Annotated in this window: 20 protein-coding genes; 8 read left to right on the top strand and 12 right to left on the bottom strand. The window is 72.0% G+C overall.

The features are described 5' to 3' along the window. Positions 1 to 7 precede the first annotated feature (7 nt). Positions 8 to 1,459, bottom strand: a complete 1,452-nt coding sequence (locus AB0383_RS46835) for a sodium:solute symporter (RefSeq protein WP_366190969.1) — start codon at positions 1,457 to 1,459, stop codon at positions 8 to 10. A 107-nt stretch (positions 1,460 to 1,566) separates the two neighbouring features. On the opposite strand from AB0383_RS46835, the gene AB0383_RS46830 reads away from it, so the two are divergent. From AB0383_RS46830 to AB0383_RS46805, 6 genes are all read left to right on the top strand, one after another. Beyond that, positions 1,567 to 3,048 carry a PucR family transcriptional regulator ligand-binding domain-containing protein gene (locus tag AB0383_RS46830; protein WP_366190967.1) on the top strand — a complete coding sequence of 494 codons (1,482 nt, stop codon included), beginning with the start codon at positions 1,567 to 1,569 and terminating at the stop codon, positions 3,046 to 3,048. A gap of 98 nt (positions 3,049 to 3,146) precedes the next feature. Then, positions 3,147 to 3,821, top strand: a complete 675-nt coding sequence (locus AB0383_RS46825; protein WP_364174304.1) for a response regulator transcription factor — start codon at positions 3,147 to 3,149, stop codon at positions 3,819 to 3,821. Further along, positions 3,821 to 4,966 (top strand): HAMP domain-containing sensor histidine kinase, encoded by a 1,146-nt coding sequence (locus AB0383_RS46820; protein ID WP_220238357.1) that lies wholly within the window; start codon positions 3,821 to 3,823, stop codon positions 4,964 to 4,966. Before AB0383_RS46825 ends, AB0383_RS46820 begins: the two co-directional genes overlap by 1 nt. A 30-nt stretch (positions 4,967 to 4,996) precedes the next feature. After that, positions 4,997 to 5,509 (top strand): hypothetical protein, encoded by a 513-nt coding sequence (locus tag AB0383_RS46815; RefSeq protein WP_366190964.1) that lies wholly within the window; start codon positions 4,997 to 4,999, stop codon positions 5,507 to 5,509. A 160-nt stretch (positions 5,510 to 5,669) separates the two neighbouring features. After that, positions 5,670 to 6,011 (top strand): hypothetical protein, encoded by a 342-nt coding sequence (locus AB0383_RS46810; protein WP_366190962.1) that lies wholly within the window; start codon positions 5,670 to 5,672, stop codon positions 6,009 to 6,011. 57 nt (positions 6,012 to 6,068) lie between these two features. Continuing rightward, positions 6,069 to 6,599: a permease-like cell division protein FtsX gene (locus AB0383_RS46805; RefSeq protein WP_366190960.1), complete on the top strand. Its 531-nt coding sequence runs from the start codon at positions 6,069 to 6,071 to the stop codon at positions 6,597 to 6,599. Positions 6,600 to 6,640: 41 nt separating this feature from the next. Here AB0383_RS46805 and AB0383_RS46800 read toward each other — a convergent pair whose 3' ends face one another. From AB0383_RS46800 to AB0383_RS46770, 7 genes are all read right to left on the bottom strand, one after another. Continuing rightward, positions 6,641 to 8,752, bottom strand: coding sequence for a 3-hydroxyacyl-CoA dehydrogenase NAD-binding domain-containing protein (locus tag AB0383_RS46800; RefSeq protein ID WP_366190958.1), 2,112 nt, complete (start codon positions 8,750 to 8,752; stop codon positions 6,641 to 6,643). Next, positions 8,752 to 9,942, bottom strand: a complete 1,191-nt coding sequence (locus AB0383_RS46795) for a thiolase family protein (RefSeq protein ID WP_364174918.1) — start codon at positions 9,940 to 9,942, stop codon at positions 8,752 to 8,754. The genes AB0383_RS46800 and AB0383_RS46795 overlap by 1 nt, the downstream gene beginning before the upstream one ends. Positions 9,943 to 10,104: 162 nt before the next feature. Continuing rightward, positions 10,105 to 11,694: an allophanate hydrolase gene (locus AB0383_RS46790; RefSeq protein WP_366190956.1), complete on the bottom strand. Its 1,590-nt coding sequence runs from the start codon at positions 11,692 to 11,694 to the stop codon at positions 10,105 to 10,107. Beyond that, complete coding sequence (gene uca, locus AB0383_RS46785; RefSeq protein ID WP_366190954.1) at positions 11,691 to 15,269, bottom strand: urea carboxylase; 3,579 nt, start codon at positions 15,267 to 15,269, stop codon at positions 11,691 to 11,693. The genes AB0383_RS46790 and uca overlap by 4 nt, the downstream gene beginning before the upstream one ends. Beyond that, complete coding sequence (locus tag AB0383_RS46780; RefSeq protein WP_364174282.1) at positions 15,266 to 15,886, bottom strand: urea amidolyase associated protein UAAP2; 621 nt, start codon at positions 15,884 to 15,886, stop codon at positions 15,266 to 15,268. Before AB0383_RS46780 ends, uca begins: the two co-directional genes overlap by 4 nt. Continuing rightward, positions 15,883 to 16,713 carry an urea amidolyase associated protein UAAP1 gene (locus AB0383_RS46775; RefSeq protein ID WP_364174279.1) on the bottom strand — a complete coding sequence of 277 codons (831 nt, stop codon included), beginning with the start codon at positions 16,711 to 16,713 and terminating at the stop codon, positions 15,883 to 15,885. The genes AB0383_RS46780 and AB0383_RS46775 overlap by 4 nt, the downstream gene beginning before the upstream one ends. A gap of 10 nt (positions 16,714 to 16,723) precedes the next feature. Further along, positions 16,724 to 18,223 (bottom strand): amino acid permease, encoded by a 1,500-nt coding sequence (locus tag AB0383_RS46770; protein ID WP_364174276.1) that lies wholly within the window; start codon positions 18,221 to 18,223, stop codon positions 16,724 to 16,726. 159 nt (positions 18,224 to 18,382) lie between these two features. On the opposite strand from AB0383_RS46770, the gene AB0383_RS46765 reads away from it, so the two are divergent. Both AB0383_RS46765 and AB0383_RS46760 read left to right on the top strand, forming a co-directional pair. Next, on the top strand, positions 18,383 to 19,048 hold the full coding sequence (locus tag AB0383_RS46765) for a helix-turn-helix domain-containing protein (RefSeq protein WP_366190950.1): 666 nt from the start codon (positions 18,383 to 18,385) through the stop codon (positions 19,046 to 19,048). Between the two features lie 19 nt (positions 19,049 to 19,067). Continuing rightward, positions 19,068 to 20,024, top strand: a complete 957-nt coding sequence (locus AB0383_RS46760; protein ID WP_366190948.1) for a hypothetical protein — start codon at positions 19,068 to 19,070, stop codon at positions 20,022 to 20,024. Positions 20,025 to 20,031: 7 nt separating this feature from the next. On the opposite strand, the gene AB0383_RS46755 is transcribed toward AB0383_RS46760, so the two are convergent. The 4 genes from AB0383_RS46755 to AB0383_RS46740 all read right to left on the bottom strand — a co-directional run bounded on the left by AB0383_RS46755 (position 20,032) and on the right by AB0383_RS46740 (position 24,582). Beyond that, on the bottom strand, positions 20,032 to 21,243 hold the full coding sequence (locus AB0383_RS46755; protein ID WP_366190946.1) for a hypothetical protein: 1,212 nt from the start codon (positions 21,241 to 21,243) through the stop codon (positions 20,032 to 20,034). Between the two features lie 44 nt (positions 21,244 to 21,287). Further along, complete coding sequence (locus tag AB0383_RS46750) at positions 21,288 to 22,553, bottom strand: ribonuclease D (protein ID WP_364174265.1); 1,266 nt, start codon at positions 22,551 to 22,553, stop codon at positions 21,288 to 21,290. 71 nt (positions 22,554 to 22,624) lie between these two features. Beyond that, positions 22,625 to 23,341 (bottom strand): response regulator transcription factor, encoded by a 717-nt coding sequence (locus AB0383_RS46745; RefSeq protein WP_033261886.1) that lies wholly within the window; start codon positions 23,339 to 23,341, stop codon positions 22,625 to 22,627. Between the two features lie 677 nt (positions 23,342 to 24,018). Then, positions 24,019 to 24,582: a DUF3000 domain-containing protein gene (locus AB0383_RS46740; protein WP_364174262.1), complete on the bottom strand. Its 564-nt coding sequence runs from the start codon at positions 24,580 to 24,582 to the stop codon at positions 24,019 to 24,021.

Genomic DNA, 24,582 nt, shown 5'->3' with positions numbered 1-24,582 from the left:
GGGGTGTTCAGGCCTTCGCGGCGGCGGGGGTTTCCTGCGCCGCTTTCTCTTCATCTGCCGCGGAACCGTTCAGGCGCCGCGTCCAGACCGACAGGATGCTTTCGGGGGTGCGCGGCGTCGCGAGGCTCACCGCGACGTACACGATCAGGCTCGCGCTGAGGCCCCAGTAGATCGGGCTGTTGGCCTCGACCCCGTCGATGATCATGAACGCGACCACGAACCCGGTGCCGGCCACCATCGACGCGTACGCGCCCTGCCGCGTGCCGCGCTTCCAGAACAACGCGCCGAGGATCGTGACCAGCAGGCCGCCGACGAGGATGTCGTAGGCGATGGTCAGCGCGTTGACGACGTCGTCCACGACCATCGCGATGCCGATGGCGACGATGCCCAGGACCAGCGTGGTGACGCGGTTGCGCAGCACCTCGCCGCCCTTGAGGCCGATCTTGCGCAGCAGGTCCGACGTCGTCGTGGTGGCGCACGCGATCAGCGCGCCGCTGGAGGTCGACATGAGCGCCGACAGCGCGGCGGCCAGCACCAGCCCGCGCACGCCGGTGGGCAGCAGGCGCTCGGCGATGGTGGCGAACGCGTCCTGCGCGCTGCCGAGGTCGGGGTAGAGCACCTTCGCGGCGGTGCCGATGAGCGCGCCGGCCACGCCGTAGACGAGGCAGTAGACGCCGGAGATGATGCCGCCGCCGGTCGCGATGCGCGGGGTGCGGGCGGTGAACACCCGCTGCCAGATGTCCTGCCCGATGAGCAGGCCGAAGGTGTAGATCAGGAAGTACGTGAGGATGGTTTCGCCGCCGATCGAGGTGAACTCGAAGTAGGTGGCGTCGAGCTTCTCGGCCATCCCGCCGAAGCCGCCGGCGGAGACGAGGGCGATCGGCAGCAGCACGAACAGGATGCCGATCGTCTTGATCACGAACTGCGCGATGTCGGTGAGCGTGATCGACCACATGCCGCCCAGCACCGAGTAGAGCACCACGATCGAGCCGCCGATCGCGATGCCGGCCCAGTTCGGGATGGAGAACAGGACCTTGAAGATCGACGCGAACGCCAGCGTCGAGGTCACGGTCAGCATGAGCGTGTAGCCCCACATGACGACCCCGGACACGGCGCTGGTGCGGCCGCCGTAGCGCAGGTCGAGCATCTCGCCGACGGTGTACACGCGCAGCTTCACCAACCGCCGCGCGAACACCGCGTGGAGCACGAGGATGCCGACGCCGATGGTGACCACGAGCCACGCGCCGGAGACGCCGTAGGTGTAACCGAGCTTCACGCCGCCGACCGTGGACGCGCCGCCGAGCACGACGGCCGACATCGTGCCGGAGTACATGAACCAGCCCAGCCGCCGGCCCGCCACGAGGTAGTCGGACTTCGTCTTCGCCAGGCGCAGGCCGATCCAGCCCACTCCGATCATGCCCGCGATGTACAGCGCGATCACCGCGTAGTCGCCGCCCACGGGGTCCTCCTCGGTTCTCTGCGGGGTTGTTCGGGCCACCGTAGGTTCGTGCGCCACCGCTCCGGCATGGGACGATCCGTCCAGGAACCGTCGAAAGCCGGGATGAAATGGCCCAGAACCTCGAGCACGAGTCCGCGGAAGTGAATGTTCCGTTACGGACGGTTGTCGGCAACCCGGAGCTCGCGCTCGACGTCGTGCGGGAGACGCTGCGGCCGGGTGCGCTCGACGCGCCCGTGCGCTGGGCCCACGTGAGCGAGCTCGACGATCCCGCGCCCTACCTGCTCGGCGCCGAGCTGGTGCTCACCGCCGGGGTGAACCTGCCGCGCGAGCCCGGGCACTACGTCCGCCGCCTGCGCAACGCCGGCGTGACCGCGCTGGGTTTCGGCCTCACGCCGACCGTGTCGGAGACCCTGCCGGAGCCGCTGCGCGACGCGTGCGTGCGCCACGGCCTGCCGCTGGTCGTCGTGCCGCCGCGCACGCCATTCCTCGCGATCAGCCGGGCCGTGGCCGTCGCGCTCGCCGAGGCGGGGGAACGCGAACAGCGCCGGACGGCCGTCGCGCGCGAGGCACTCACGCGCGCCGCGGGCGACGGCATGGGGGCGCTCGTGACGGCGCTGGCCGAGCGGCTGCGGGGCTGGGTGGCGCTCGTCGGGCCCGCGGACGCGCTCGTGGCGGGGCACGACGCGCCGCAGCCGTTGCCGCGCGAAGTCGCGGACCTGCTCACGACGTTGCGCGCGGGCACCGGCATCCGCAGCGCGACCACCGAGCTGCCCGACAGCACGTATGTGGTGGCGCAGCCGGTGTACTCGCAGGCGACGGCGGCGCACCTGCTCGTGCTCGGGCGGCGCCGCCGGTTCGACGGTGGTGACCGCGCGATCCTCGCCGTCGGCGCGGCTTTGCTCGGGCTCGTCGGCCGCGGCGGGTCCGACACCGCGCAACTCGGCGCGGCGGCCACCGGGTTGTTGCTGGGGCAGGGCGGCGCGGACGTGCTGACGACGCTGCTGGGCACGGGGGAGTGCCGGCTCGTGGCCGGGATCGCGCACCGCCGGGGCCCCGACGAGGTCGCCGTGCGCCACGACTGGCTGCGCGCGCGGCTCGACACCCCGCTCGTGCGGGTGCTGCCGGGGCCGCGGTTCCTGGCGGTGGTGGGTGAGACGCCGGAGCTCGACGGCTTGCGCGAGCACGGCTGGCTCGCCGTGGCAGGCTCGCCTGTGACCGCGGACGGGCTGCCGGGCGCGCTCGCGGAGGCGGAGCTGCTCCTGGCCCGGGCGCAGGCGCTCGGGCGCCCGGTGGTGGCCGCGGATCCGCTGGGTTTCGACGCGCTCGTCGCGCCCGGTGCTGCGGCGGGGTTCGCCGAGCGGGTGCTCGCGCCGTTGCGGGAGCTGGACCGCGCGCACGACCGGGAGCTGGTGCCGACGCTGCGCACCTGGCTCGCACACCACGGCGGCTGGGACCGCACGGCCGCCGAGCTCGGGGTGCACCGCAACAGCGTCCGGCATCGGATCGGGCAGGCCGAACGGGCGCTCGGCGTGGACCTCTCGGACCCGGAGACGAGGATGCGGCTGTGGTTCGCGTTGCGCTGGTCGTGACGCCGGCTCGAGGTTCGCCGTGAGCTGCGCGTGAGGTGGCCCGGAGTGTCCATTCAGGTCTCTCAGGTGCTCTCAGGAAACTGTGGGATTGTGGTCTGGTGCGTGTTCTGGTAGTCGAAGACGAAGAGCCCTTGGCCGACGCGATCGCCCGCGGCCTGCGCCGTGAGGGCATGGCGGTGGACATCGCGTTGACCGGTGACGACGGGCATGAGAAGTCGTCCGTCACCCGGTACGACGTGGTGCTGCTCGACCGCGACCTGCCCGGGATGTCGGGCGACGAGCTGTGCCGTGAGATCGTCGCGTCGGGCGAGCTCACGCGGGTGCTCATGCTCACCGCGAGCAGTTCCGTCTCCGACCGGGTCGACGGGCTGTCCCTCGGTGCGGACGACTACCTCGCCAAGCCCTTCGCGTTCCCCGAGCTGGTCGCCCGCGTGCGCGCGCTCGGGCGCCGCGCGACGCCAGCCGCGCCACCGCTGCTCACGGCGGGCGACGTGGAGCTGGACCCGGCGAAGCGCATCGTGCGCCGCGCGAGCGGGCTGATCGACCTGACGCGCAAGGAGTTCGGCGTGCTCGAGGTCCTGCTGTCGGCCTCGGGTTCGGTGGTCAGCAGCGAGGAGCTGCTGGAGCGGGTGTGGGACGAGAACGCCGACCCGTTCACCACGACGGTGCGGGTGACGGTGATGACCTTGCGCAAGAAGCTGGGTGAGCCGGGGATCATCGAGACCGTGGTGGGCTCGGGCTACCGCGTGCCGGTCGCGGAGGCCGGCGCGTAGTGAACCTGCCCGGCACACGCAGCCTGCGGGCCCGGGTCACGATCCTCGCGACCGTGCTGGTGGCCGCGGCCGGGCTGCTCCTGCTGTGGCTGGCGTGGTCGCTCGTGGGCGACGCGGTGGACGCCGTGCCGCACATGCCGCCCGGCACGATCGTGCGCGTGGACGGGGTCGACGTCGACGCGTCCACGCTCGCGCAGCACCTGCGTACGCACGCCGTGAACCGGGTGCTGATCTTCGGCTCGCTGGCGTTCTGCTTCGTCGTGGCCGCGGCGGCGATCCTCGCGTGGACGTTCACCTCGCGCGTGCTGCTGCCGCTGCGCGAGATCACCGGCACCGCGCGGCGGCTGTCGGTGGAGTCGATGGGCGAGCGTATCGGCGAGATCCGGTCGCGCGACGAGCTGGCGGAGCTGGCCCAGACCTTCGACGACATGCTCGACCGCCTGCAGGCCGCGTTCGACGCGCAGCGCCACTTCGTCGCCAACGCGAGCCACGAGCTGCGCACGCCGCTTTCGGTCATCCGCACCGAGCTCGACGTCACGCTGTCGGACGAGGAAGCCGACGAGGCAGAACTCCGTCGGATGGGCGGCGTGGTCCGCGATGCCACGGAACGCGCGGGCCAGCTCGTGAACTCCCTGTTGCTCCTGGCCCGCACCGACGGCGCCGGCCTGGTTCTGCGGGAGCCGGTGGACTTGGCGGTGCTCGTCGGGCGCGCGTGGGCAGCCGTGCGCGCGGAAGCTTCGGCGCGTGGCCTGCGGGCCGAGTTCGCCACCGTCGCCGCGCCCGCGTTCGGCGACCCCGCGCTGCTCGAACGCATCGCCGGCAACCTCGTCGAGAACGCCGTGCGCCACAACGTCGACAACGGCTGGCTCGAGGTCACCACAACACCGGGCCCCCAGTGGTCCACGCTGCGCGTGCGCTCGTCGGGCGGCCTGCTGGACCCTGCGGCCGTGCCGGAGCTGTTCGAACCCTTCCGCCGCGCCGGCGTCGCCCGCACCGCCCGCTCCGGCGCGGGCCTGGGCCTCTCGATCGTCCGCGCCGCCGTCCAGGCCCACGGCGGCGCGATCTCCGCGGAACCCGTGGTGGGCGGCGGGTTGACGGTGACGGTGCACCTGCCGGCGGGTCCGCAAGGGGTCCCCGCCCGGTAACGTTCCCGCGCTCCTCGCTGATGATCGTGCGTGGGGATTCGCTCGTGGCGCTGGTTGGCGCCTGTTCTCGTGGTCGCGCTCGGCGCTGGTGTCGGCTTGGCCTTCGTGACCGGGGCATGGCTCCGGCCGCCTCCGCTGCCCGTCGACCGCACCCCGGTGCCCCTGGCCGGCCACCAGCCGTGCCGCGACGCCGACGTGTACTTCCGCACCGACGAGCAGATGCGCCACGCCGCCGCCGCACTCCACGACGACCCCGACGCGCGGCTGGTGTTCGTCGAGACCAAGCACGAGTCCTTCCTGTCCCTGCGCGATGGCTTCAAGGACCACCCGGAGATGCTGAAGGGCTTGGGCGGTGAGGAGTCCTCGCCCGCGGTGGTCACCGTCGTGGCGATGCCCACCACCGACCTCGTCGCCTACGTGGCCAGTCTCAAGACCCGCTTCCCCGAGGCGCAGGACGTCTACTCCATCGACGTCAACGCCTACAACGACAAGTTCGGCAAACCCCGCGACGCCCCGACGTGCCCGCGTGCGGGGGAGTACTGAGGACGTGATGGGAATCCGTGTGTGGCGCTGGTTGGCGCCTGTTCTCGTGGTCGCGCTAGGCGTGGGGGCCGGGGCCGCCTTCCTGGTCGCCGGGTCGGTGCGGGCCGTGGCGGTGCCGGTGGCTCGGACACCGGCGCCGGCAACCCGATACCAGCCGTGCATGTCCGTGCAGGTCTTCTTCCGCGACGACGATGCGATGCGGCGCGCTGCCGCCGTGCTCGAGAACGACCCGAAAGCCCGCCGGGTCGACCTCGACCCCCAGGCCGTGACCTGGATGGAGTTCAAGAAGATCTACAAGCAGGACCCGGCGAAAATCGCCGCGACGAGTGAGAGTGCGATGCCCGCGACGGTGGGCGTCCTTCCGGTTCCGGGCACCGACCTCAATGCGTACGCCGCCGAATTGAAGCAGCGCTTCCCGGACGCCCAGAAGACTCAACTGCTCGACCTCGAGGCCATGCGGGAGAAGTACCACCCGGAGGTCCACAGCGACCTCTGCGCTTGACGGCCCGGTGGCTCCGGAACCGGGACCAGTCCCGCCCGGGTGTGTGATGATCTGACCATGGGGATTCGCATCTGGCGCTGGCTCGCCCCGGTCCTGGTGGTCGCGCTGGGCGCGGGCGTCGGGCTGGCCTTCGGGGTCGCTGCGGTCGTGCGGCCGGCGCCGTTGCCGGTGGATCGCACACCCGTGCCGCTGGCCGGGCACAAGCCGTGCGCGGCCGTGCAGATGTTTTTCGACGCCGGTACCGACGGGCGCGACATCGACCGCGAAATGGGGAGGGTGGACGCGGCGCTCGCGAACGACCCGAAGGCGCGCCGCGTGTACACCCAGACCCAGGCCGAGAGCTGGGCGGAGTTCAAGCGGCTCTTCGCGGATCACCCGGATCTCATCGCACAGGTCAAGGCGGCGGACCTGCCGGCGGTGATCACCGTGATCCCGGTCCCGCGCACCGACCTGACCGACTACGCGGCCGAGCTGCACCGTCGCTTCCCGGCCGCCGACAAGGCGCAACCGTACGACGTCGACTCGTTCGCGAAGACCCTGCCTTCGAACCAGCGCGGCCCCGCCTGTCCACCGGCCGGCGAGCGGTGAACCGGGGCGGCCGTCCACACAGGACAGCCGCCCCGCGAACATCAAGCCACCGGCACCGAAGCCACACCCGGAGCCAGGAACGGCTTCCCGTTCACCCGCTCCGAAACCCCGGCCCGGTCCAGGTACGGCGTGATGCCGCCGTTCCAGAACGGCCAGCCCGCGCCCAGCAGCAGGCACAGGTCGATGTCCTGTGCCTCCGCGACCACACCCTCGTCGAGCATCAAGCGGATCTCCTCGGCGATGGCGTTCAGCGCGCGGTCGCGCACCTGCTCGGCCGTGGACGGGTTGTCGCCCCGGGTCCAGAGGGCGCCGACCTCCGGGTCGACGGACGCGGTGCCCGAGGAGTCCCAGGTCCACACGCCCTTCTTGCCCGCCTGCACGAACTTGGCGAGGTTCTCGCTCACCGTGAAGCGGTCCGGGAACGAGCCGTGCAGCGTCTCGCCCACGTGCAGCGCGATGGCCGGGCCCACGAGCTGCATCAGGTTCAGCGGCGACATCGGCAGGCCCAGCGGCTCCAGTGCCGAATCCGAGACCTCGAACGGCGTGCCCTCGTCCACGGACACCAGCACCTCGCCGAGGAAGCGCAGCAGCAGCCGGTTCACGACGAACGCGGTGGCGTCCTTCACCAGCACGCTCGACTTCTTCAGCTGCTTGCCGACCGAGAACGCCGTGGCGAGCGTGGCGTCGTCGGTCTTCTCGCCGCGCACGATCTCCAGCAGCGGCAGCACGGCCACCGGGTTGAAGAAGTGGAAACCGACCACGCGTTGGGGGTGCTGCAGCTTCGACGCCATCGCGCTGATCGACAGCGAAGACGTGTTCGTCGCCAGGATCGCCTCGGGCGAGACGTGCTGCTCCAGCTCCGCGAACACCGCCTGCTTCACGCCCAGCTCTTCGAACACGGCCTCGATCACGAAGTCGGCGTCGGCGAACGCGGCCTTGTCGAGTGACCCGGTCACCAGCGCCTTGAGGCGGTTGGCGGCGTCCGGCGACACGCGCTTGCGCGCCAGCAGCTTGTCGATCTCGTCGTGGACGTAACCCACGCCCTTGTCCACGCGCTCCTGGTCGACGTCGGTGAGCACCACCGGCACCTTGAGGCGGCGCACGAACAGCAGCGCGAGCTGACTGGCCATCAGGCCCGCGCCCACGATGCCGACCTTGTTCACCTTGCGCGCCAGCGACTTGTCCGGCGCCCCGGCAGGCCGCTTCGCGCGCTTGTTCACGAGGTTGAACGAGTACAGCCCGGCGCGCAGCTCGTCGGACATCAGCAGCTCGGCCAAGCCGTCCGTCTCGGCGGCGTAGCCCCGGTCGAGATCGTTGTCCCGCGCCAGCTCCAGCAGCTCCACGGCCTTCGTCGCACCCGGCGACGCGCCGTGCGTGCGACCGTCGACGATGGACTTCGCGCGGGCGATGGCCGCATCCCAGCCGGCGCCGCGGTCGATCTCGCGTCGCGCGGGGGTGACCTCGCCGTTCACGACCTTGGCGAGCCACAGCAGCGACTGCTCGAGGTAGTCGGCCGAGCCGAACACCTCGTCGACGATGCCGAGCTGGGCCGCCTGCTTCACGTTGAGCATCTTGTTCTGCGCCAGCGCGTTCTCGATGATCACGGTCACGGCGGCGTCGGCTCCGATGAGGTTCGGCAGCAGCTGCGTGCCGCCCCAGCCCGGGAACAGGCCGAGGAACACCTCGGGGAACGCGATCGCGGCGGTGTTCTTCGAGAGCGTGCGGTAGTGGCACGACAGGGCCAGCTCGAGCCCGCCGCCCATCACGGCGCCGTTGACGAAGCCGAACGTCGGGATCTTCGACTCGGTGAGCCGGCGGAACACGTCGTGGCCGGTCTGCGCGATCTTGCGCGCCAGCGCCGGGTCCGATACGGCCTCCACACCGGACAGATCCGCGCCGACGGCGAAGATGAACGGCTTGCCGGTGACCGCGATCGCCGCGGGTTCGGCCTCGAACGCCACGTCCAGCGCGGCGTTGAGCGACACGAGGCCCTGCGGGCCGAACGTGCTCGGCCGGGTGTGGTCGTGGCCGTTGTCGAGCGTGATCAGCGCGACCGGCTTCGCGAGCCCGGGCACGTTCACCAGACGCGTGACGGCGGTGGTCACGACCTCGTCGGGGAACGCGGCCTTGGCCCCTTCAGCGGTGAAAGTCATTACTTCGCCCCCTCGAACGCCGGGTTCTCCCAGATCACGGTGCCGCCCATGCCGATGCCGATGCACATGGTGGTCATGCCGTAGCGCACGTCGGGGCGCTCGGCGAACTGGCGCGCCAGCTGCGTCATCAGCCGCACGCCGGACGAGGCCAGCGGGTGGCCGCACGCGATCGCGCCGCCCCACTGGTTCACTCGCGGGTCGTCCTGGTCGATGCCGAAGTGGTCGAGGAAGGCGAGCACCTGCACGGCGAACGCCTCGTTGATCTCGAACAGGCCGATGTCGTCGATCGACAGGCCGGTGCGCTTGAACAGCTTCTCCGTGGCCGGGATCGGGCCGATGCCCATGACCTCGGGCTCGACTCCCGCGAACGAGTAGCCGACCAGCCGCATCGCGACGGGCAGACCCAGCTCGCGGGCGGTTTCCTCGTCGGCGAGGAGCGACGCCGTGGCGCCGTCGTTGAGGCCCGCCGCGTTGCCCGCGGTGATACGGCCGTGGGGGCGGAACGGCGTCTTCAGCTTCGCCAGCTGCTCGATGGTCGTGCCCGGCCGGGGCGGTTCGTCCTCAGTGGCCAGTCCCCAGCCGAGTTCCTTGGACCGGATGGCCACCGGCACCAGCTCAGGGCCGATCTTGCCGGTCTTCACAGCCTCGGCGTAGCGCTCCTGGCTGCGCGCGGCGTAGGCGTCGGTGCGCTCCTTGGTGATCTCGGGGAACCGGTCGTGCAGGTTCTCCGCGGTCTGGCCCATGACGAGCGCCGTCGGGTCCACGAGCTTGTCGGCGATGATGCGCGGGTTGGGGTCCACGCCCTCGCCCATCGGGTGGCGGCCCATGTGCTCGACGCCGCCGGCGATGGCGATGTCGTAGGCGCCGAAGCCGATGCCGCTCGCGACCGTGGTCACGGCCGTCATCGCGCCGGCGCACATGCGGTCGATCGCGAAACCCGGCACGGACTTCGGCAGGCCGGCCAGCAGGGCGGCCGTGCGCCCGATGGTCAGGCCCTGGTCGCCGATCTGGGTCGTCGCGGCGATGGCGACGTCGTCCACCCGCTCGGGCGGCAGCTCGGGGTGCCGCCGCAGCAGCTCACGGATGGCGTTGACGACCAGGTCGTCCGCGCGGGTCCCGGCGTAGATGCCCTTGTCACCCGCCTTGCCGAACGGGGTGCGTACCCCTTCGACGAACACGACGTTGCGCACCCCACGCGCGGTCGGCGCAAGGGGCGGCGTTGCTGGTGCGGCCACGAATGCTCCTGAAGTAGACAGAAATCCTGTCCGCACGATAGCCCTTGTTACCCACGGGTAACCAGGGGAGTGGCCCGGACGAGTGGGCGACGGCACACTCCCGGACGGCCCCGGTCCTCAGGAACGCAGGTGGGCGAGCCAGCCACCCTTCGCCGAGATGTCCTCCGCGGCGACGAGCGCCGCCGGTTCGCACAGGAACCCCGAGACCTCCGAACCGTCTTGCAGGCGCACCCGCCCGATCGCCAGCGGCGCGGGGACCGCCGCCACGAACGCGCCGAAGCCGGCCACCGGGAGATCCCACACCTCGGCCGCGATCGCGACGCCGTCTTCGGCCACGCGCACGAGCCCCGGTTTCGGCGGGGTCGTGGCCAGCGCGTGCAGCCGGTACTCGGGCGCGGTCTCGGTTTCGGCGACGAAGCGGCCGCCGCGCGAGGTCAGCTCGTGGTTGAGCGGCTGCCCCCGCAGGTGGGCCCCGACGACGGCCAGGCGCACGCGGTCCTCGACGCCGTGGGCCAGCGCGGCCAGCTTCGCGTCCGCGTCGGCCGGGCCGACGAGCATGACCCCGAACGGCCGCCCGCCGACCGTCCCGGCGGGCACGGCGAGCGCGGACAAGCCGAGCAGGTTGGCGAAGTTCGTGAAGCGGCCGAGGGCGGCGTTCGCGCCGACCGGGTCCGCGGCCACCTCGGCGAGCGTCGGGTGCCCGATGGTGGTCGGCAGCAGCAGGGCGTCCACAGTGGAGAGCACGGTGTCGGCCTCGCGTTTGAGCCCGGCGAGCGTGGCCCGGTCGGCGAACACCCGGTGCGCGGGGAGGTCGCGGGCCGCGGTGATGATGGCCGCGACGGTCGGGTCGACCTCGTCGTGGTGCTTCTCGACGAACTCGCCGACGGCGGTGTAGCGCTCGGCGACGAACGAACCCTCGTACAGCAGCCGCGCCGCGGCGAGAAAAGGCGATAAATCCACAGTGGTCACCACCGCGCCGGCCGCGGCGTAGCGCGCCACCGCGGCGGCGTAGGCCTCGGCCCAGCCGTCCTGCAGGGGGCCCAGGGAAGCCGGAACGCCGATCCGGAACGTGCCCGCTTCCGACAGGCACCGCAGCGCGAGCTCCGCCTCGCCCACCGTGCGCGCGAAGATCGACACGCAGTCGATGCTCGCGCACGCCGGCACGACGCCGTCCGTCGGCAGCAGCCCCGGCGTCGGCTTCAGCCCGACGATCCCGTTGAACGCCGCCGGGACGCGGCCCGAGCCCGCCGTGTCCGTGCCGAGCGCGAGGTCCGCGATCCCCAGCGCGACGGCGACCGCGGACCCCGAACTCGACCCGCCCGACACGTACGCCGGATCGATCGCGTTGCGCACCGCGCCATACGGGCTGCGCGTGCCGACCAGCCCGGTTGCGAACTGGTCGAGGTTCGTCGTGCCGAGCACCAGCGCACCCGCCGCCTTCAGCCGGGCGACGACGGGTGCGTCCGCTCGGGGCTCGTAGGCAAACGCCGGGCACCCGGCGGTGGTCGGCAACCCGGCGACGTCGATGTTGCCCTTGACCGCGGCGAGCCGCCCGTAGAGCGGGAGCGGTTCCCCGGCGGTGTACCGATCCTCGAGTGCTTCGGCTTCGGCCAGCAGCTCGGCCTCCGGGCGCAGGTCGACCCAGATCTCGGGCCGGTCGACCTGCTCGATCCGCCGGTAGGCGGCGTGCACGCGTTCGCGGATCATCCGAGCACCACCAGCGGGGTGCCGGGCGCGACCTGGTCGCCGGGGGACACGAGCACCTCGAGCACCTTTCCGTCGGCGGGCGCGGGGATGCGCGCCTCGGTTTTCATGGCTTCCAGCGTGACCAGCGACTGCCTGTGGTCCACCCGCGTGCCGGCCTCGACGTCCACCCGCCAGACGGTGGCGGCGAACGGGGCCTCGACGACGTGGCCGCCCGGCGGTGCCTGCACGCGGGCCGGCGGCCTCGTGACGGGTTCGGGCTTCGGGTCGAACTCGCCCGCGGCGGCCCACGCGCGGCGTTCCGCCTCGAACGCCGCCGACTGCGTGGCGCGGAACCCGGCGATGCTCTCGGCGTTGTCGGCCAGGAATCGCTGGTAGTCGGCGAGGCGGAACTCCCCGTCGGTGATGTCGAGCTCCAGCTGCCCAGCGGAGCCGCGCGCCCGCAGGTCCAGCAGCTCGTCGGCCGACACCGGGTACCACGAGATCCGGTCGAAGAACCGCAGCAGCCACGGCGACCCCGGCTCGAACGCGCCGCGCTGGTGCCAGCCGCTCCACACCTGCACGGTGCGCCCCACGAACTGGTACCCGCCCGGCCCTTCCATTCCGTAGATGCACAGGTAGGCGCCGCCGATGCCGACCGAGTTCTCGGCCGTCCACGTCCTGGCCGGGTTGTACTTCGTGGTCACCAGCCGATGCCGCGGGTCCAGTGGGGTGGCGACGGGTGCGCCGAGGTAGACGTCGCCGAGGCCGAGCACGAGGTACTCGGCGTCGAACACCGTGCGGTAGACATCGTCCACAGTAGACAGACCATTGACGCGGCGGATGAACTCGATGTTCCACGGGCACCACGGGGCGTCGTCGCGCACGCCCGTCATGTACCGCTCGATCGCCTCGCGCGTCGCCGGGTCGTCCCACGACAGCGGCAGCCGCACCCCGCGGCTGGGCACCACCAGGTCCGCGGTGCCCGGCAGGTCGCCCTCCAGCTCGCGCACCAGGCCGAGGGCCTTGCCGACCGGCAGCGCGTCCGGGTCGACGTGCACCTGCAGCGACCGGATGCCCGGCGTGAGGTCGACGATCCCCGGCACGCCTTCGGCGGCCAGCCGCTCGGCCAGCGCGTGGACGCGCATCCGCAGCGCGAGGTCGAGGGTCATGTCGCCGTATTCGACGAGCAGGTTGTCGTCGCCGCTGCGCCGGTAGGTCACCGACGGCTCGCCGTCGTGCGCGGTGCGCCGGGCGAGCACGCCGCCGTCGTCGAGGGCGTCTCGGCTGGCGAGCAGCGGCACCGCAGAACGGCGGCGCAGGGCCGCGGCGTGGTCGGTGTCGATCGGGACGAAGCGCACGGTGTCGCCCGGGCGCAGCTGGCCGAGTTTCCAGCGCTCGCCGGTCGCGACCGTCGCCGGGCAGACGAAACCGCCGAGGCTCGGCCCGTCCGGGCCGAGCAGGATCGGCAGGTCGCCGGTGTAGTCGACGGCGCCGATCGCGTAGGGCGTGTCGTGGATGTTGGACGGGTGCAGCCCGGCTTCACCACCGTCCTCGCGCGCCCACTGCGGGCGCGGCCCGACGAGCCGGACGCCGGTGCGCGCGGAGTTGAAGTGCACCTGCCAGTCGGTGCGGTAGAAGGTCTCGATGTCGGCCGGCGTGAAGAACTCCGGCGCGGCGTGCGGTCCTTCCAGCGCGCCGATCGTCCACTGTGTACCCAGCCGCGGCCGATCGCCGGCGGGGACGGCGCAGGCGACCGGGTCCGCGGGCTCGGCGCCGGGCGTGAGCACGTCGCCCGCCGCGAGCGCCCGGCCGCCGTGGCCGCCGAACCGGCCGAGCGTGAACGTCGCCGCGCTGCCGAGGAACCCGGGCACGGCGAGCCCGCCCCGCACGAGCACGTAGCTGCGCAGCCCGGCCGTGCCCGCGCCCACGTCGAGCGTGCCGCCGGCCGGGACCACGATCGGCGTCCACGAGGGAGCCGGAGCGCCGTCGAGCAGCACGGGTGCCGTGGCGCCGGTGACGCAGACGGTGGTGTCGGCGGAGAACCGCAGCGTGACACCGTCCACAGTGCACTCCAGGCCGGCCGCGCCCTCGGGGTTGCCGAGTGCGAGGTTGCCGAGCCGCAGAGACAGGTCGTCCATCGGGCCGGACGGCGGCACCCCGACGTGCCAGAACCCGGTGCGGCCCGGCCACTCCTGCACGGTGGTCATCGTGCCGCCGCGCACGACGTCGATCCGCGGCTCGTCGTCGGTGACGCCGTCGAGCGTCGCGGTGTCGTGAGTGGCGCTCGTGAACGCTGGATCGACGGCCGCGGCGCGGAGCTGGCCGAGGTTGGTGCGCAGCCCGCCGACAGCGGTGGTCGCGAGGGCGGCACGCAGGTTCGCCAGCGCGTCCGCGCGGTCGGTTCCGGTGCAGATCACCTTGGCCAGCAGGGGATCGTAGTGCGTGGTGACGATGGTGCCGGCCTCGATCCACGTGTCCACGCGGACGCCCGGCGGCAGCGAGACGCCGGTGACCAGGCCGGCGCTCGGCCGGTGGTTCGCGCTCGGGTCCTCGGCGTAGACGCGGGCCTCGAACGCGTGCCCGCGCAGCTCGGGTGCGGTGGTTCCCGGCGCGGTGGTTCCGGGTGCGGTGGCGAACATCCCTCGGTCGCCCTGGGCGAGCCGCAGCATCCAGCCGACCAGGTCGATGCCGTACACCGCCTCGGTCACCGGGTGCTCGACCTGCAGCCGCGTGTTGACCTCGAGGAACGCGGCCTCCTCGCGCACGGGGTCGTACACGAACTCGACCGTGCCGGCCGAGCGGTAGCGCACCGACGAGCACAGTGCCACGGCCGCGTCGGCGAGCTGTCGGCGCACCGCGTCGGGCAGGCCGGGTGCCGGGCACTCCTCCACGACCTTCTGGTTGCGCCGCTGCAACGAGCAGTCGCGCGTGCCCAGCGCGAGGATCGCGCCGGCGCCGTCGCCGAAGACCTGCACCTCGACGTGCCGGGCGCTCGTCACCAGCCGCTCCAGGAACACACCGGAGCTGGCGAAGCTCTTGGCCGCCACGCTGCGCACGGTCTCCCACGCGGCGGACAGCTCTTCGGCCGACGCACACGCGCGCATCCCGATCCCGCCGCCGCCCCCGGTCGCCTTGAGCATCACCGGATAGCCGATCCCGGCCGCTTCCGCCAGGGCTTCGTCGAGGTCGCCGAGCAGCCCGGTGCCGGGCAGCAGCGGCACCCCGGCCGCGATCGCGGCCTCGCGCGCGGTGTGCTTGCTGCCGAACACCTCCAGGTGCTCCGGCGCCGGCCCGACGAACGCGATCCCGGCGCTCTCGCAGGCACGGGCGAACGCGGTGTCCTCACTCAGGAAGCCGTACCCCGGGTGGATCGCGTCCGCCCCGGTGTCGAGCGCGGCCCGGATGATCGCGTCGGCCCGCAGGTAGCTCTCGGCCGCGGGCGCCGGGCCGAGCCGCACGGCCTCGTCGGCCAGGCGGACGTGGGGTGCGGTGCGGTCGGCGTCGGAGTACACGGCGACGGTGGGGATACCCAGCTCGTGGGCTCCGCGCAGCAGGCGCACGGCGATCTCGCCGCGGTTGGCGACCAGCAGTTTCACGCCGCACGCTCCGGTTCGGTCACGACCATCCGCACCGGCGTCGGGTCGAACCCGTTGCAGGGGTTGTTGATCTGCGGGCAGTTGGACACGAGCACGAGGACGTCGGTTTCGGCGCGCAGCCGGACTTCCAGGCCCGGCGCGGAGATGCCGTCGACGATGCCGAGCGTGCCGTCGGCCTCGACGGGCACGTTCATGTACCAGTTGACGTTGCTCACCAGGTCGCGTTTGCCGAGGCCCCACTTGCTGCCCTCGATGAGGAAGTTGTCGGCGCAGGCGTGCTGGAACCGGGTGTGCTGGCCGTAGCGCAGGCTGTTGGACTCCTTGCTGCACGCGCCGCCGAGCGTGTCGTGGCGGCCGCAGGTGTCGGCGACGACGGTGACGAGCGGCGCGCCCTCGCCGGTGCGCAGCACGCTGCCGGTGGTGAGGAAGATGTTGCGCTGCGCGGCGATCGTCGCAGCGGCGCTGTAGCGCTTCGCGGTGTCCGCCGCGTCGTAGCAGAGGAAGTCGACGGCCTGGTTGCCGCCGAGGTCGATGATCGAGAGCTCCTGGCCGCCGCGCAGCACGGTGGAGAACGGCGCCCGCGCGGGGACTTCGACGTCGAGAACGGTCGTGGTCATGCGAGCCCCCGGGCGGTGAGGTAGTCGGCGGTGTTCTCGAACGCGCGCTGCGCTTCCGGGCTGTGGGTCCACTCCGGACTGACCGGGCCGGTGGGCCGGTCGCGCCAGGCGAGGACGCGCAACGGGGTCACGGTGTAGTCCTCGCGGGGGTCGAGCGGGTGCGCGGTGTTGGCCAGGAGGACGACCACCGGCAGTTCGATGCGCAGGTCGACCGAAGCCCCGGCACCCGCAGAGCCGGTGAACTCGAGCCCACCCTCCGCGTTGACCCGCACGCCCTGGAAGAACGACAGGCTGGGCGGCAGATCCCGGGGCCCCAGGCCGTTTTTCGCCGCCGCCAAGGTGAACAGCGGCATCCCGGCCGGCGAGGGGCCTTCGGGTACGCCGTCGCCGTAGCGCGCGGTGTTGCCGTCCACAGTGGATGTTCCGCACAACGCGTCGTGCCGGCCACTGGTGTCGGCCACGACGGTCGCAAGCACCCGGGCCTGGTCCGAGAGCAGTGCGACGGATTCCCCAAGGTAGGCGTTCCACTGCACCTTCACGGTGTCGGCGACGTTGAGCCGTTCCCAGGGCCCGTCGGCGTTGAACAGCAGGAGGTGCGCGCAGGCGTCGCCCTGAAGGTCGGTGAGCCGCAGCCGGGTGCCGCGGGCGAGGACCTTGTGCGTGTAGCCGCCGCCGGCCACGGTCTCGGCCCAGGTCAGGGCGGCGGGCTCGACTCCGGGCGGCGCGGGCCACCCGGTCGCCGGGATCCTCGGCATCGTGTCGACGACCGTGCCGGCCTGGGCGCGGGCGTGGTCGCGCGCGCCGTATGTGGTTGCCGTGGTGCTCATGGACGTCCTCTCAGACCGCGGGTTCGAGGGCGGGGGCGGTGGTCCGGCGCAGCCGCAGCCAGCAGAACCAGCCGATCAGCAGGGCGGCGCCGACGAATTCGACGGGGAACAGCAGTAGCCAGGGCGAACCCGAGCCGGCGAGGTCGTAGATCTCCGCGCGGGGCCAGGCGATGTTGACGATCATCACCACGCCGTAGGCGACCGCGGCGACGTTCACCGGGACCGCCCAGCGCCCCAGCGAGAACAGACCGGGCTCGGCGGGGAACCGCCCGCGCAGCCGGCGCACCAGCAGCGGGCCGGTGACCAGCAGGTAGGCGAGGTAGACCACGACCACCGAGGTGCCGGTGATCGTGCTGAACAGCGTCGGGTTGCCGACGTTCACCCCGAGCAGCGCGATCGCCAGCGCGCCGGAGATGACGGCGGGCCACAGCGGGGTGCCGGTGCGCGGGTTGACGCCCGAGAGGCGTGCGGAGAACGGCAACGCGTTGTCGCGGGCCATCGCGTAGATCAGCCGGATCGTGCCGGTCTGGATGGTGAGGGTGCAGACGATCACGGCGATCGCGACGTCGGCGAGGAAGATCCGGCCGAAGGTGTCGCCGAAAACGGCCGTGATGACGTACGGCAGGCCGTGGCCGGCGAGCTCGCCGTCGGTGAGGCTCGGGGCGGCCATCAGCGCGGTGAGCACCACGGCGAGGCCGCCGAGCCCGGACACCAGCACCGCGCGCAGCACGGCTCGCGGTGCGGCCCGGCGGGCGTCGCGCGTCTCCTCCGCGACCGAGGCCGCGGTGTCGAACCCGTACAGCACGTACGCGGCCATCAGCGCCGAAGCGAGTACGCCGCCGATCCCGGCCGCGGAGGCGCCGTCGCTCACCGGGACGCTGTGCACCACGACCTGCGGCCCGCGCACGGCGAACAGCGCCAGGCCGCCGATGAGCACGACGACGCCGATCAGCTCCGCGGCGACCCCGACGTCGTTGATCCGGGCCATCACACGGACCCCGGCGGCGTTGACCACCGTGGTGAAGACGATCAGCAGCGTGCCGAGCAGCACGGCGTTCGTGGCACCGGTCGGCGAGGTCACCGACGGGTCGCCGCCGACGAGCTGGAACCCGCTCCACACCGAGGGGAGCACGATCTGCAGCGCGATCGCCGCGGCGGCGAGCGCGACGACGCAGCCGAGCAGCATCATCCAGCCCGCGAGCCAGCCGGCGAAGCCGCGCGCGAGCTGCTTGGCCCACTGGTAGACGGATCCGGCGAGCGGGTAGCGGGCGGCCAGCTCCGCGAAGACGAGCGCGACGAGGACCTGCCCGGCGAGCACGAACGGCCACGACCAGAAGAACAGCGGGCCGCCGAAGGTGTAGCCGAAGCCGAAGAGCTGGAAGACGGTGGTGAGGATCGAGACGAAGGAGAAGCCGGCAGCGAAGGCGGAAAACCCGCCCAAGCTGCGGCGGAGCTCCTGGCGATAGCCGAACTGAGTGAGGTCGTCGGAGGGGACCGAGGGCGCGGGCATGCGGGGCTCCCGTCTGCTGGCGGGTATTTCGATCGGTTGACCGAAATTAAGCCGCCGGTGGGTCGCTGCCGTCTCGCTCGCGTAAGGCGAGTGTTAACGGGTGTTTCCGGAAGGGGCTGTCGCGCGTAACACGGCGGGGCGCCTGGCAGGATCGGCGGGGTGGACGGGAAGGCGACGGGAGTGGGGCGGCCTCGCGCGAGTGGCGCGGCGGCGAGCCGCCAGGACGCGCGCGAGGCGGTGCTCGACGCGGCGGGGGAGTTGTTCACCGGCGCCGGGTACGCGGCGACCACCACTCGCGCGATCGCCGAGCGGGCGGGCCTGCGGCAGGCGTCGCTGTACTACCACTTCCCGGCCAAGGAGGACATCCTCGCCGAACTGCTGGCGGCCACGGTCCGGCCTTCCCTGGCGGTCGCGGTCGGGCTGGTCTCCTCGCCCTCGCCCGAGCCGGCGAGCGTGCGGTTGTGGGCGCTGGCCTATGCGGACGTGCGGCTGCTCGGCGGGGCGCGGCACAACATCGGCGCGCTGTACCTGCTGCCCGAGGTGTCGTCGCCGAACCTCGCCGGGTTCCGCGCGGAGCGGTCCGAGCTGAAGGCCGCGTACGGCACGCTCGTGCGGATCGCCGGTGCGCCCGCGATCCGCACGGACCTGGTGTTCGGCCTCGTGGAGAGCACTGCGATCACGCGCCGCGACGACCCGGCGCTCGACGTGGAGGCCCACGCCCGCGAAACGGCCGACGCCGTCGTCCGGCTGGCCGGCCTCGGCGAACCGGACGACACGCTGCGAGCGGCGGCCCGCGCGCTGCTCAACCCGGTTGGTCGGACATAATGCGCATTGTGGACACGTCGTGGGGGTGGCGCTCGTGAAGTTCTTCCGCTCGCGGCCGGTGGACGAGGCGTCCGCGCTGCGCGGATCGGTCGCGTGGTCGCGCGGCCGGGAAGGCGCGCGTGACCTGCTGGAGCGCTTCGGGGTCGCCGTCCGGCTGGGCGAACTGGGCGAATGGCGCGACGCCGAGCCGGTGTTCCGTGAGCTCGTGCCGCCCATGACCCGCGAATTCGGTCCGCGCAGCAAGGAAACGCTGGGCCTCTGGGTGCAACTCGCGATGTCGTGGTCCGGCCAGGGCCGCCCCGACGAGGCCGTACCCCTGCTGGCCGAGACGGAGGACGTCTACGAGAAGACCTGGGGCCCCGAAGCCGCCACGATCTCGTGCCGCCGCATGCTCGTCGAGGCCCTGGGTGTGGCCAACCGCATCGACGAGCGTGTCGCCGCGTCGGCGTCGGTGGTCCGCTACTGCGCCTCCGAACTCGGCGACGCCGACCCGCTGACCCGCGAAGTTCGCTTCGGCGACCTGATCGCACTGTGCGATGCCGACCGCCAGGACGAGGCCCTGCGCGAACTGGCCGAGAAGATCGTGCCGCACTTGAAGAAGCCGTTCGACCTCGACTGGGCGGAAGCCGCGCGCCTGGAGATCACCGCCGAGCTGGGCGACCCTGCTCTTGCGGTGCCGCCATTGCGCGAACTCGCCGCCCGGCACGCGCGCCACGGCTTCTTCCGCCAGTGCCTCGCCGACGTGCTGGTTCTGACCGACGACCACGCTGAAGCGGCCTCCCTGCTCACGTCGCTGGTCGCCGAGTTCTGGAGCGGCTGGCGCCAGACGCTGCGCAACCGCGGGACCCTGGCCCAAATCCACCCGGACCCGGAGGTGGCGGCGTTCCACGCCCGCGAGGTCCTCGCGGCGGTGGCGTGGCCGGTGGGCCATCCGGAAGTGATTGCGGCGCAAGAGGTCCTGGACCGCCTGGGCTGAGCACTCGTCAGGTGGGTGTCCATACGCGAAGCGATCCGTCGCGCAGTTCGGCGAACCGGCCGGTGCGCGGGTCGGCCGCGGTGGGCCGGAAGCCGGGCACGAAGGCGGTCCGGGCACCGTCGGCGGGGTCCCAGACCTCGAACCCCTCGGCGGCGGTCACGTAGAGCAGGTTCTCGACCGCCCACATCGGACCGTTCGGCCCCGCGAACAGCCCGCGGCTTTCGCGTGTGACCGGGTCGAACAGCTCGACTCCGTCGATCGTCTCGCCCTCGTCCGGGCCGGGTTTCTGCAGGGCGAGCAGGTCGTCGGAGATCCAGGCCATCGGCGTGTCCCACACGTATCCACGGTCGGTGAGCACGGGCAGGTCGCGGGGTGCCCGTGCATCGCCGCCGAGCCAGGCCGAAACGTCGATCACGGCCGGGACGCCGGCCGGGGCCCATACCCAACCGTCGTCCACGAGCCAGCGGCCCGACGGACTCGCGGTGAGACGGCCGTGGAAGTAGTCCGGGTCTTCGTCGTCCAGCGGCAGCCGGTCTCCGGTGGCGGCGTCGTACAGGTCGAGCCGGTTCCACGCGCTCGCGGCGACGAAATACCCCGGGAGAAAGGTGAACGGGAAGGGCACCTGCTCGCTGTTGTAGTCCCCGATGTCGAGCCACCGGATTACCTCGCCGGTGCGCGTCGCGAGAACCACTCCGTGGCTGCCGTAGTCGGTCACCACCGCGGTGCGTTCGCCGTCGGCCGACGTGGACAACGCTGGACGCGGTTCGCGCATCCGCAGCGCCTTGTGCTTCTCGGCGGGCAACTGGATCGGACCGGTCAGTCGTTCGGGATCGCCGTCGTCCGGCAGAGCCACGAGGCCCTCGGCGGTCAGCGCGAGCCAGCCATCGGGCAGGGGCGCGAGGCACTCGTCGCCCCACGGCACGACCGCGCACGGGCGGGTGCACCAGGTGCCGCCGAGAGGTGAATCGCGATGGATCGGCTGCGGGGTGCCGACGAGGCGTTCGACGTGGATGGGGTGGTGCGTGGCCGCGACACAGCGCGGGCAGATGGTTCGGAGCTCGGCGGCAGGCCCGTCGGCGCAGGACTCACAGAGCAGGTCGAGTTCACTGGCGACTCCAGTGAAGACCAGACTATGGCGCGGGGAATCAGGAAAACCCAGGTGCGGGCACCGGCGGGTGGCCGAAGCCGGACCCGGGTGCCCGCAGGAAAGCACGTTCACAGCCGTGAGCCTGACAGCTCACGCGCCGCATGCGCACGTGAATTTCAGGCCGTCGCCGTCGTGTGCAACGCCTTGCTCAACGCCCCTACCGTCAGCTCCACCTGCCACGGCCGCGCCCCACCTGCCTGCAGCACCGCCGCCACCCCGTCTTCCGACAGGTCGGCCGGCGGCCGCCAGCACGTGCGCCGCACGAGGTCGGGCAGCATGAGGTTCTCCACCGGCAGCCGGCGGTCCTCGGCGATGGCGGCCAGCGCCGCGCGTGCCGCGGAGAGGCGGGCGGCGGCGTCGGGGTCCTTGTCGGCCCAGCGGTTGACCGGGGGTGGGCCGTCGGACGGCTGGGTGGGGCTGGGGAGCTCGCTCGCGGGCAGCGTCTTGGCCGCCTGCAGGTGCCGCAGCCAGCTGGCTGTGTACTTGCGCTGCACGCGGCCGCTGAACACCGGCAGGGCCTGCAGCTCCTCAACGGTCTTCGGGTCGGCAGTCACGGCGTTGACGATGGCGCTGTCGGGCAGGATGCGGCTGGGCGCGCGGTCGCGTTTGCGGGCCAGCTCGTCGCGGGCCTGCCACAGCTCGCGCACGGCGGCGAGGCCGCGCGGGCTGCGGATCTTGTGCACACCCGACGTGCGGCGCCACGGCTCGGCGCGCGGGGCGGGCGGCGGCGCGGTGCGCACGGCTTCGAACTCCTGCCGTGCCCACTCGAGCTTGCCCTGGGACTCCAGCTCGACCTCGAGACGTTCGCGCAGCTCGTTGAGGAGCTCGACGTCGAGGGCGGCGTAGTTGAGCCAGTCGACGGGCAGCGGCCGCTTCGACCAGTCGGCGGCGCTGTGGCCCTTCTCGAGCGTGTAGCCGAGCAGCAGCTCGACGAGCGTGCCCAGCGCCACGCGCTCATAGCCCGCCAGCCGACCGGCCAGCTCGGTGTCGAAGAGGCTCTTGGGGCGCAGGTCCAGCTCGGCCAGGCACGGCAGGTCCTGGCTGGCGGCGTGGAGCACCCACTCGGTGTCGTTGAGGACTTCGCGCAGGGGCGCGAGGTCGTCGGCCAGCGCGATCGGGTCGAGCAGCACCGTGCCGGAGCCTTCGCGGCGCAGCTGCACGAGGTAGGCCTTGGGGAAGTAGCGGTAGCCGGACGCCCGTTCGGTGTCCACGGCCACGGCACCGGTTCCGGCGGCGAGCCGCGCGCACGCTTCAGCGAGCGCCGCCGGATCGGTCACCACGGGGGGTGTGCCTTCGGCGGGCTCGCGTAGCAGCACGGGCGATCCGGCGTCCTCGGTGGTGGTCTCTCCGGTCCGGGCGCCGTCCGCCTGTGCACTTCCCATAGCTGACGACCCTACGGGACGGGCGTACCGCGCCTGGTCCGCCCGCCCCGCAGGGCCTCTGTCTGCCTTCGTCAGCGGATCACACCGGCGCGCATTGCCAATGCGACCATCTGTGCCCGGTCACCCGTGCCGAGCTTGCGCCCGATGCGGGAGAGGTGCGACTTCACGGTGAGCGCGGAGAGGGAAAGTTCCTCCCCGATCTCCTTGTTCGACTGCCCGTCGGCGACGAGCTGGAGCACCTCGACCTCACGGGCGGAGAGCTCACGCGGGGTGTTGTCGGTACCCGCGACCCGCGTGCCGGTCGCCAAAACCGGGGCCACGCTCGGGTCGGCGTACACGCCGCCTTCCAGGACCCTGCGCACGCCGTCGGTGACAACCACCGGCGACGCGGACTTCAGCAGGTACGCCTGGGCACCGGCCTGGAACGCCGACCGAACCGCGTACGGGTCGTCGGACGATGCGAGCACCACCACGCGCGGCCATCCGTGGCTACGGAGTTCCGTAACCAGCTCGATGCCGCTGCCGTCCGGCAGTCCGAGATCGAGGATCGCCAGGTCGCACGGGCCGGTGGCCTGTGCTCGCGCCCTCGCCTCGGCCACCGTGGCGGCTTCGTGGACCGTGCCCGCACCCATCTGTGCGAGTCGTGCTGCGATTGCCTCCCTCAACAGCGGGTGGTCATCGACCACCAACACGGAAAAAAGCTCTTCCCGCGGGTGCGGAACCATGCTCGCCGGCAATGCACCGGCTGGCGTGGATCGAACGGCCTGAGAAATGCCGACGGTAGCCACGTCACTACCTCCCTGGAGTCGGTCGTGCCCCCCGACCGGCACCGGGACCTTCGGCCGTTCAGCCGCGCCAGCTTTAGACCGAAAGTGGTGTCGTCGAAGGCACTGTAGCCGCCCGGAGGCCGTTACGGGGGGATCGAATGGGTATCTATCTGAAACGACTCGTCACTCAGGGCGTTCACCGTCACACGATCGGGCTAGTGCTGAGCCCGTTGCTAACGGAACGGCTTCCGGAGGCGATGCAACAGAGTTACCGAACCCGAAACGCCCGTGCAGGTGGGCCGTGCACCTGCGGGTGCTTCCGCCCGGACGTCTCGTGAGCAGTCCACCAGACGTCGGAAATCGCCCTCCGCCGGGGCAAGATCAACTTTCTTCACGTTTGCACAGAGGGTCTTCGAGCGGCTCCGGGCGGGGCCGTGTCGGGGGCTCCGCGGGTACTGAGTGGCTTTGTGGGCGTGACCAGGGCATGACAGCCCGTGATCATTGGGTCTTCACGAACGTGGGCATCCGTGCGTGCTAGCGCGTGCGGTCCCAGGTGGACGGACGTGAACGGCTCTCAGAATCGCGTTCGGTCCGCCACCGGTGCCGTCGGTTGTCCAGACCACGACAGGCGCTCCTGGCCGTTCTGAGGGCGCGCGAAGGTCCCGGACGGGCGGCCCGTCCGGGTGAACTTCGGTGGATCAGGAGCTCTGGCGCTGTTCGAACAGCGTGACGCCGACCGGCGGCAGCCCCACGACGCTCGCCATGACCTGGCAGAACGCGTAGCCGTGGGCCCGCAGCGCGGCGTCGGTGGGCGTCCAGGAGGCCCGCAGCTCGAGGTCGTCGGTGCGCGAGGGCCCGGAGATGTCGCCGAACCGCGCCGACGAGGTCTCGGTGACGGTGCCGCCCAGCGCCTTCATCGAGGCGCCCGACGCTTCCAGCGCATCGGTCAGCCACGACCAGCCGACGGCCGGCAGGAAGGGATCGGTGGCCAGCTCACGGTCGAGCTCCGCCCGTACGTACATGACCAGCCGCAGGACGCCGTCCCAGCCTTCTTGGCCGTCGGGGTCGTGCAGCAGTACGAGCCGCCCCGACGCCAGCACGTCCGCCGGGCCCTCCACCTCACAGCTCACGGCGAACGACCACGGCGCCAGCCGCTGCGGCGCCCGCATGGTCTCCAGTCGCACCTCGGGACGCGGCCGCACGGACTTCAGCGCCGCGACGGCTTCGCGGAAGAGTTCGGGCACTGGCGTCATCGCGGTCAC

It is taken from the genome of Amycolatopsis sp. NPDC051373 (assembly GCF_040689465.1).
Taxonomy (GTDB): Bacteria; Actinomycetota; Actinomycetes; order Mycobacteriales; family Pseudonocardiaceae; genus Amycolatopsis.
This window is presented reverse-complemented; position numbering and strand designations above follow the sequence as displayed.